The following is a 397-nucleotide window of genomic DNA, read 5'->3' on the forward strand; positions in this document are numbered from 1 at the left end:
CCCCGGTCCGTAAACTGAACCTTCGTGAAGGATACAGGCCCATTCGACAGCCGCTTCCAATGCGAGCCGCCGTCCGCCGTCCGGATCAAATAGACCGGCTGTCCTTCCTGGACGGACGCAAGCGCCCAGCCGTATACGTTGTCAGGAAATTCGATTGTCCGAAACGACCATTGGCCCTCATAAATCGTCTGGAACGTGCAGCCGCCATCCGACGTGCCAATCATAAAACCGTTCCCCGCCGCGCGGCCGGTGGTTGCGCTAAGAAACTGGATATCGGCAAAGGAAAGCGGCGAGCTGTCAGCGCTCATATGCTTTTGCTGAAGCTCCTTCAGCAGCCCGTGATCGCCCGTCCCGCAGACGGGAGCGGAAGCCGCCAAAGCCGGTGTTACCCCCGTGC

1 protein-coding gene is annotated in these 397 nt (G+C 60.2%); it reads right to left on the reverse strand.

What is annotated here, in order from left to right; translation table 11 throughout:
• Positions 1-397, reverse strand: a 397-nt coding sequence (locus tag L691_RS33190) for a WD40/YVTN/BNR-like repeat-containing protein (RefSeq protein WP_036738183.1), incomplete at both ends; no start/stop codon positions are given.

Source organism: Paenibacillus zanthoxyli JH29 (assembly GCF_000520715.1).
Classification (GTDB): Bacteria; Bacillota; Bacilli; order Paenibacillales; family Paenibacillaceae; genus Paenibacillus_AQ; species Paenibacillus_AQ zanthoxyli.